Here is a 7,887-nt window from a genome sequence, read left to right as displayed (position 1 = left end):
GCCATCCAGGGCTACATCGACCAGACCAACGCCGAGCCGAAGCCCTTCGTCTGGACCAAGTCCGCCGACGACATCCTCGCCAGCGTCGGACGCTTCTGCCAGAGAATTTCTAACTCAAACCACTAGGCTGCGCATGGCGGCAAGGACGGAATGGGCGATGTGGATTCGCATCCTCGGTGCCATCGCGGCAGCCCTGCCGCTCCTCGCCCCGGCGGCGCAGGCGCAGCCGGAACCCGCCCTGCTCGAACGCGGGCGCTACCTCGTCGAAACGGCGGCCTTCTGCGGCGCCTGCCACGGCACCCGCGGCCCGGATGGGCAGATCATCCGCGGCATGGAACTCGCCGGCGGCCGCGTGATGACCGAGCGCGGCTACCGCGCCATCGTCCCCAACATCACGCCCGACCCCGAAACCGGCATCGGCGGCTGGAGCGAGGCCGACATCGTCAACGCCATCCGCAACGGCCTGCGACCGGACGGCTCCCTCATCGGCCCGCCCATGCCCATCGAATTCTACCGCGGCCTCTCCGACCGAGACGTCGCCGCCATGGCCGCCTATCTCCGCCGCGCGCCACCCGTGCGCCACGCCGTCACCGGCCGCTCCGCCTACAACTTCCCCGTCGAATCCTACGGCCCGCCCGTCACCAGCGTGCCCGACCCGCCCGACAATCCCGTCGCGCGCGGCGCCTATCTCGCCGGCCCCGTCGCGCATTGCATGGATTGCCACACGCCCGAGCTTCCCGGGGACCGCCGCGACATGTCCCGCATCGGCGCCGGCGGCGTCACCTTCGAAGGCCCCTGGGGCATCGTCCCGGCCCGCAACATCACCCCGCACCGCGAATACGGCATCGGCGACTGGACCGAGGAGCAGATCCGCCGTGCCCTCGTCCAGGGCACGGCACCGGACGGCCGGCGCCTCGCACCCCCCATGGGCGGCCGCGCGCCGGTCTTCGCGCGCATGGCCGAAGGCGACCTGCGCGACATCATCGCCTATCTCCGCGCCCTGCCGCCGCTGGCGCCCTAGAACATGTTGCGGACCTAACCCGTCGTCGTCCTCGCGCGGACGGTGAAGCGGCGGACTGCGTGGAGAGCAGGCACCCGGCGACTGCGGTCTCTGGTCTGCATCGGGTCTATTCCGGACGGCAGGAAGATTTTCCATCCGCTCGAAAAAGCCGAGCGGCTGATCGAGCGGTGGTGGCATCATTACAAATCTCAAGGCGCTCATAACGCCGGCCACCCGCGCCGGAACATGGGCTCACTCCCTCCTAACGCACAAATCGCGTTTCGGGGCAGCATCAGACCCAATCTGCGAACAGCCTGCCTTTTCACGAAAATGATATGATATCTTTTCGCAACGAGGATATCTTTCCGAAGTCAGGATATCTTGTCGAAGTCAGGCCGAACGAACCGCGATCCTGACCGGTCTTTTGCTGTGCCGGGCGATTGTGCCCGTTGGAGCAACCATCCGGAGGTGAATGATGCGACGCCATCTCACGCTTCTAGGTTCCCTGGCGACACTTGGCATGACCGGGCTGCTCGCCCTGCCAGCCGTAGCGCAGCAGACGCTGCCCGGTTCGTCGAGCGCGACCACCATGCCGCCATCCGCGACCGGGTCGCTGGCCCCTGAGCCATCGGCCACTTCGCAGAGCATGCGCCGTCGTCAAACCGCGACGATGCAGAACGGCCGCACCACTGCGAGAAGCCGGCGCGGTGGCACGGAGGGGGCATCCTCGCAGGATAACATGGCCGACCAGCTCAACGCCCAGAGCCTCCAGCGCGCGCAGGCGGGCCAGAGCCTGCCGACCCCCGGTCCCGACAGCACGAGCAACCTGAATCGCATGAGCGACCAGGACGCGCGCAGCGGCCGTTCCATGCCGCAACCGGCGATGCCTTTCCGCTGAACTGCACGCGGCGCGCCTCTGGTGAGGCGCGCCGCTCAGAAAGTTTAGCCGCTCACGCCAACTCCGTCACTTCAGCAGCGTGCGCACCACCGCGAGTGGATCCAGCGGCTTCTCGAAGCGTGGAATCCCCGCATAGGCCGCCGGCAGTGACCATCCGTCATAGCCCGTCGCGAAGGCGAATTGCACGCCCCGCACCAGTAGCGCATCCGCCACCGGATACACCGCCTCCCCCGCCAGGTTCACGTCCAGCACGGCGCCATCCAGCCGATCCTCCCGCGCCAGCAGCGCGAGCGCATCCTCCACCGTCGCCACCGGCCCGAGCACCTCCGCCCCGGCAGATTCCAGGTCCTCCCGCAGGTCGTCGGCCAGCATGTAGTCATCCTCGACCACCAGGATCCGCCGGCCGCGGAGAAGCTGGGCAAGAGTGTCAACCACCCTCTCTCCCCCCACGCTCCGTGTCTTCCGGTCGCTCCGAGATCGGCAGGGTGATGGAGCAGCGCACGCCATCCGGCCCGAGGTCGTATTCCGTCTCCGCCTTCAGCTGGTAGGGCAGGGCACGTTCGATCAGCTCGCGCCCATAGCCGCGGCGCATCTGCGGCCGGTCCGGCGGGACTTTGACCTCGCTCTCCCGCCACTCTACCCGCAGCCGCCGCGTCCCATCCGCGCCCGGCACCACCCGCCACCGCACCGTCAGCCGCCCCTGCGGCTGCGACAGCGCGCCATACTTCACCGCATTCGTCGCCAGCTCATGCAGCGCCAGTGCGAAGGTCTGCACCATCGAGGAACGCAGCCGCACGCCGATCGGTCCCTCCAGCACCACCTTCCGCGCCGGCCCTCCCTCATGGGCCTCCTCATGCGCCGCAAGCTCCGCGCGGAGCAAATCATCGAAGGTGATGCGGTCTCCATCGCTCAGCCGCGAGAGCATCCCGTTCACCCGCCCCAGCGCCCCGAGCCGCGCACGGAAATGGTCCCGGAACTCCATCAGCGAACCAGACGCTGCAATCGTCTTGTCGGCCACCGCGCGCACCACGCCAAGCAGGTTGCGCGTGCGGTGCTGCAGCTCCGCGATCAGCACCCGCTGGCGCTCCGCCCATTGGTGCCGCTCCGTGATGTCCTGCATCACCCCGATCATGCGCACCGGTCGTCCCGCCTCGTCGTAGTGGTAACACGCCTGTGCCGCGCACCAGTGCACCGAGCCGTCGGGATGCACCGTGCGAAACTCCGCCTGATAGCCGCGCCGCTCCGCGGCCGACGCGCGGAGCGACGCCTCCACCCGCGCCCGATCCTCCGGATGCACCCGCGTCACCCAGGTCTCGTAGCTCGGCGTCACCTCGCCCACCGCATAGCCCAGCATCTTGAAATGGTCGTCCGACCAGGCGATCTCCCCGGTCATCAGGTCCCAGTCCCAGGTGGCGAGCCGCCCCACCCCGAGCGCCAGCCGCAAGCCTCCCTCGCTGTCGCGAAGCCGCTCCTCCCGTGCCTTCTCCGCCGTGACGTCCTGCCCGATCCCGCCGATGCGGCGGACCTGCCCGGCATCGTCGAAAATCGGGAAGTCCGTGTTGCGCAGCCATCGCACCGCGCCATCCTTACGCCGGATCCGGAACTCGAAAGCCACGCGCTCGCCGGCGCGCACGCGCCGGAGATTCCGCATCACCCGGCCTCGATCCTCCGGCAGGATCATCCCGATCCAGTTCCGCAGCGACTGGTTGTCCAGCGCCTCCTTGCGCGAGACGCCGTAGATGTCCTCGAATGCGGGTGAAAGGTATTCGCAACGTAGCGTTTCGGCATCGTGAACCCAGAGCACGTCGGAGGAGGCTTCGCCGAACTCGCGCAGCTGCGCCTCGCTCTCGCGCAGCGCGGTATAGGTGCGTTGCTGCTCCGTCCGCTCGATGCCAAGGTTGAGGACGCCGGCAATGGAGCCGTCCTCGCCGGGGATCGGGGTGAAGCTGTAGGTGAGCCAAGCATCCCCGGCCCGACCATAGATCTGGTGCGGCAGGTAGCGATCATGGGCCTCCGTCGCCTCGCCCGCCATCGCGCTTTGGATCATCGGCCCGACGCGGTCCCAGGCCTCCGGGAAAACCTCCCGTGCCGGCCGTCCGAGCGCGTGCGGATGCTTACGGTCGAACAGCTGCCGCCAGGCGTCGTTGTACAGGAGGATCAGCTCAGGTCCCCAGCAGATCGCGGCCGGCGTCCGCACGCCGAGCATGATCTCCACCGATGTCTTGAGGCTCTGGGGCCAAACCCTGGTCGGCCCGAGCGGCGCCGCCGCCCAGTCAAACATCCAGACGCGTTCCGCCATGCTGGCGTCATCGTCATGATGGGCCTGGTCGGCCTCGCTCTCTGCGATCTCCAACTCGTCCCGGCTTCCAGACAGCCAGCGTCTTCTTCGTCCGCTTGCGCTCGCGTCGAACACCCGGACTGCCGCATGACGGGTGCTTCACGCTTACGGAGAACTGTTCCTCAGCGATCCACCCGAACGATCAAACAATCCGATCTCGCAACTGATCCTGTCAAGGATTGTTCTGTACCGTTTCGGTGCAAGTTGTGCGGCGGCGCAACATTGTCATGCAATCGGGCAGAGAGAAAACTGCGAGTAAACAGCAAGAACTTTCGTCACGCGATCCGATACCGCCACACACTCGCCGGCGGCAGGTTGAGCGGCGTCCACGCCTCGCGTCGTGCGTGCAATCCCAATTGCTTCCAGGGCAAGGGCGATGTCACGCAGTAGCTATAGAGAAGGAAGCCCGACCCCGGCGCCACCGCCTCCACCGCCGCCACGAAGCGCCGCTGCCGTTCCAGCGGCAGCAGCACCATGGGAATGCCGCAGATCACCGTGCCGATGCGCAACCCCGTCGGCAGCAGCCGCGGCAGATCAAACGCATCGCCCGTCACCACGTGCACGCCGGGCAGGCTGTCGCGCAGATGCGCCGCCATCTCGGGCACGATCTCCACCACCACCAGCCGCTCCGGCGGCAATCCCGCCGCCAGCAGCGCGCGCGACACCGCCCCCGTGCCCGCCCCCAGCTCCACCACGGTGGTATCCCCATCCCACCGAGACAGCCGCGCGATCCTCCGCCCCAGCGCGGGCGAGGACGGCACCACGCTCCCCATCTGCAAGGGATTCCGCGCCCAGCGCCGCAGGAACAATCCAACCCCAGGGCCACGCCGCCCCGGCCTGGCCGAGCGCATCATCCCGTCCATCAAGCAATCTCCTCCGCCCCGGATTCATCCCTCGTCTCCCCACCCCGCGATACCAACGCCGCATCCGGCACCATCCAGTTCGGCGATAAGCCGGCCGCCGCATGCCGCGCTAAACCCGACACCGATGATGGCGCTAACGCCGTCATTGATCCCGGCGCCAACCCCGCTGCTGGATGCGGCTCCAAACCCCGCACCGATGATGGCGCCAACTCCCTCGCCGAATGCAGCGCCAAACCCGCCGCAGGCCGCAGCGCTGAATCCATCACCGAAGTTGGCGCCAAGGTCACCTTCCCAGGCGGCACCATCGCCACGGAACGCGGCTGCGACGCCACCGCCGGTAGCGCCACCATCGCCGCCACCGTCAGCGGCACCAACGCCTCACGGAACCGCGCCGCGCAGGCTGCCCAGGAAAATCCCTCCGCATGCCGCCGGCACGCGCCACGATCCGCCTCCAGCGCTTGCAGGCACGCCGCGCGCAAATCCTCGCCCAGGGCTCCCACCGGCGCATCGCCGATCACGTCCAGTGGTCCGCTCACCGGAAATGCTGCCACCGGCGTGCCACAGGCCAGCGCCTCCAGCAGCACCAAGCCGAAAGTGTCCGTCCGGGAGGGGAATACGAACGCATCCGCCCAGGCATAGCTCGCCGCCAGCGCCCCGTTCTCGCGATAGCCGGTAAACACCGCGCGCGGAAACCGCCGCTGCAGCGCCGCCCGCTGCGGCCCGTCCCCCACCACCACCTTCGTCCCCGGCAGATCGAGCGAGAGAAACGCCGCGACATTCTTCTCCACCGCCAGCCGCCCCGCATACAGGAACACCGGCCGCGCCAGCCCCGCGAAAACATCCGCCTCGCCCAGTTCCTCCCTGGGCCGGAACCGCTCCAGATCCACCCCGCGCGACCACCGCCGCATTCGCCCGAAGCCCCGCGCCGCCAACTCCCGCTCCAGCGAGCCCGTCGCCGTCAGCACCGCATCCGACGCCGCATGGAAGCGCCGCATCACCCCCCAGCTCCAGCCCACCGGAATCCCCGTGCGCGCCCGCAGGTAATCGGGAAACCGCGTATGGAAGGAGGAGGTGAAGGCCCAGCCCCGCGCCAGGCAAAGCCGCCGCATCGCCCAGCCCAGCGGCCCTTCTGTCGCGATATGCACCGCCTCCGGTGCGAAGTCGTCCACCAGCGCCCGCAACCGCCGCCCCGGCAGCACCGCCAGCCGGATCTCCGCATAACCGGGCGAGGGCAGGGACCAGAAATCCCCCGGCCCGATCACCTCCACCACATCCCCGCCCGCGCGCAGATACCGCAGCACCGTCTCCATCGTGCGCACCACGCCATTCACCTGCGGGTGCCACGCATCGGAAACCACCAGGATCCTCAAACCCCCGCCACCGCGCGCCGCGGCCGGAAGAAGGACAACCGCCGCTCCGCCGCCCAGTCCACCAGCTCGAAGCGTCCGTCGTGATGCTCCACCAGCGCGGTGCAGCTCTCCACCCAGTCCCCGTCATTCATGTAGGTGACGCCGCCGATGTCGCGCATTTCGGCATGGTGGATATGCCCGCACACCACCCCGTCGAAGCCCCGCCGCCGCGCCTCCAGCGCCAGCGCCTCCTCGAACCGGTCGATCGCCTTCACCGCGCCCTTCACCTGGCGCTTCAGCCACTGCGACAAGGACCAGTACGGATAACCCAGCCGCCGCCGCACCGCGTTGAACCCGCGGTTCAGCTCCAAGGCCAGGTCGTAGGCCCAGTCCCCCAGCAGCGCGAGGAACTTCGCATACCGCACCACGCTGTCGAAGGCGTCGCCATGCATCACCAGGAACCGCCGCCCATCCGCGGCCACATGCTCCGCCTCCGCGGCCAGCCGAACCCCCGCCACCTCCAGCCCCAGCCAGTCGCGGAACATCTCGTCATGATTGCCGGGGATGTAGGTCACCGCCGTCCCATGCCGCGCCATCCGCAGCACAAGCCGGATCACCGCGTCATGCTGCGCATCCCAGTACCAGGTCTTCCGCAGCCGCCACCCATCCACGATGTCGCCCACCAGATACAGCCGCTCGCATTCCACAGACCGCAGAAAGTCCGCCAGGAAATCCGCCCGGCACCCCCGCGTTCCCAGATGCACATCCGACAGGAATACGCTCCGATACCGCCGCCCCCCGCCCTGAACCCCGCCATCAAGCGTCTCGGGAAGATGCATCCGGCCCGTCCATCGCTGCGCGGCCGCCCATTACCCCCGCCGCCGCGACGCCCGCATGACCACCCGATGACCGTCACGCGACACTCGCTTTGCACGCCACAAACCCCCGCCCGCCCTGAGCGTTCCGCGAAGACCAGCCAAGGGAGAACCACCCCATGAGCGACATCGCCCCCACCGGCACCAGCAACGCCACGCGCCCCGAAAGCGGCCGCCGCCTCATCTCCGCCGACAAGGTCGAAGGCACCGCCGTCTACAACCGCGCCGGAGACCGCCTCGGCACCGTCGAGAACATCATGATCGACAAGATCTCAGGCCGTGTCGCCTTCGCCGTCATGTCCTTCGGCGGCTTCCTCGGCATCGGCGAGAACCACCACCCCCTCCCCTGGTCCGTCCTCACCTACGACACCACCAAGGGCGGCTACGTCGTCGACCTCACCCGCGAACAACTCGAAGGCGCCCCCACCTACGCCGCCGCCGATAACGTCGACCTCAGCGACACCCACGGCCAACGCGTCTACGACTACTACAAGGCCCAACCCTTCTGGCTCGAAGTCTCCTAGCCACCACCCCACCACCCCACCACCCCACCAGATCGGAAGA

Annotated in this window: 8 protein-coding genes and 1 pseudogene; 4 read left to right on the top strand and 5 right to left on the bottom strand. The window is 68.3% G+C overall.

Annotation, left to right across the window (positions count from 1 at the left end):
* The 3 genes and pseudogenes from GSE44_RS24580 to GSE44_RS24570 all read left to right on the top strand — a co-directional run.
* Positions 1-126: pseudogene (locus tag GSE44_RS24580) on the top strand (IS630 family transposase); the annotation flags it as partial.
* 31 nt (positions 127-157) lie between these two features.
* Positions 158-1,021, top strand: a complete 864-nt coding sequence (locus GSE44_RS26370; protein ID WP_159351461.1) for a c-type cytochrome — start codon at positions 158-160, stop codon at positions 1,019-1,021.
* A 499-nt stretch (positions 1,022-1,520) separates the two neighbouring features.
* Positions 1,521-1,898: a hypothetical protein gene (locus tag GSE44_RS24570; RefSeq protein WP_159351460.1), complete on the top strand. Its 378-nt coding sequence runs from the start codon at positions 1,521-1,523 to the stop codon at positions 1,896-1,898.
* A gap of 66 nt (positions 1,899-1,964) precedes the next feature.
* Here the strand turns inward: GSE44_RS24570 and GSE44_RS24565 are convergent, their stop codons facing one another.
* The 5 genes from GSE44_RS24565 to GSE44_RS24545 all read right to left on the bottom strand — a co-directional run bounded on the left by GSE44_RS24565 (position 1,965) and on the right by GSE44_RS24545 (position 7,287).
* Complete coding sequence (locus GSE44_RS24565) at positions 1,965-2,333, bottom strand: response regulator (protein ID WP_235925122.1); 369 nt, start codon at positions 2,331-2,333, stop codon at positions 1,965-1,967.
* Positions 2,326-4,251 (bottom strand): PAS domain-containing sensor histidine kinase, encoded by a 1,926-nt coding sequence (locus tag GSE44_RS24560; protein ID WP_159351459.1) that lies wholly within the window; start codon positions 4,249-4,251, stop codon positions 2,326-2,328. Before GSE44_RS24560 ends, GSE44_RS24565 begins: the two co-directional genes overlap by 8 nt.
* Before the next feature lie 260 nt (positions 4,252-4,511).
* On the bottom strand, positions 4,512-5,099 hold the full coding sequence (locus GSE44_RS24555) for a class I SAM-dependent methyltransferase (RefSeq protein WP_235925121.1): 588 nt from the start codon (positions 5,097-5,099) through the stop codon (positions 4,512-4,514).
* Positions 5,099-6,457 carry a glycosyltransferase family 4 protein gene (locus GSE44_RS24550; protein ID WP_328799107.1) on the bottom strand — a complete coding sequence of 453 codons (1,359 nt, stop codon included), beginning with the start codon at positions 6,455-6,457 and terminating at the stop codon, positions 5,099-5,101. The genes GSE44_RS24555 and GSE44_RS24550 overlap by 1 nt, the downstream gene beginning before the upstream one ends.
* A gap of 8 nt (positions 6,458-6,465) precedes the next feature.
* Positions 6,466-7,287 carry a UDP-2,3-diacylglucosamine diphosphatase gene (locus tag GSE44_RS24545; protein WP_159351457.1) on the bottom strand — a complete coding sequence of 274 codons (822 nt, stop codon included), beginning with the start codon at positions 7,285-7,287 and terminating at the stop codon, positions 6,466-6,468.
* A gap of 155 nt (positions 7,288-7,442) precedes the next feature.
* On the opposite strand from GSE44_RS24545, the gene GSE44_RS24540 reads away from it, so the two are divergent.
* On the top strand, positions 7,443-7,847 hold the full coding sequence (locus GSE44_RS24540) for a PRC-barrel domain-containing protein (RefSeq protein WP_159351456.1): 405 nt from the start codon (positions 7,443-7,445) through the stop codon (positions 7,845-7,847).
* Positions 7,848-7,887: the final 40 nt, after the last annotated feature.

It is taken from the genome of Muricoccus harenae (genome assembly GCF_009848505.1).
In the GTDB taxonomy this organism is placed as follows: domain Bacteria; phylum Pseudomonadota; class Alphaproteobacteria; order Acetobacterales; family Acetobacteraceae; genus Roseomonas; species Roseomonas harenae.
The sequence above is the reverse complement of the archived record's forward strand: the minus strand, read 5'-3'. Positions and strand labels throughout refer to the sequence as shown.

What these genes read in the sequence shown, in the direction of transcription:
- GSE44_RS24540 (WP_159351456.1), top strand. Translation starts at nt 7,443, where the DNA reads ATGAGCGACATCGCCCCCACCGGCACCAGCAACGCCACGCGCCCCGAA.
- GSE44_RS24555 (WP_235925121.1), bottom strand. Translation starts at nt 5,099, where the DNA reads ATGGACGGGATGATGCGCTCGGCCAGGCCGGGGCGGCGTGGCCCTGGG.
- GSE44_RS24545 (WP_159351457.1), bottom strand. Translation starts at nt 7,287, where the DNA reads ATGCATCTTCCCGAGACGCTTGATGGCGGGGTTCAGGGCGGGGGGCGG.
- GSE44_RS26370 (WP_159351461.1), top strand. Translation starts at nt 158, where the DNA reads ATGTGGATTCGCATCCTCGGTGCCATCGCGGCAGCCCTGCCGCTCCTC.
- GSE44_RS24570 (WP_159351460.1), top strand. Translation starts at nt 1,521, where the DNA reads ATGACCGGGCTGCTCGCCCTGCCAGCCGTAGCGCAGCAGACGCTGCCC.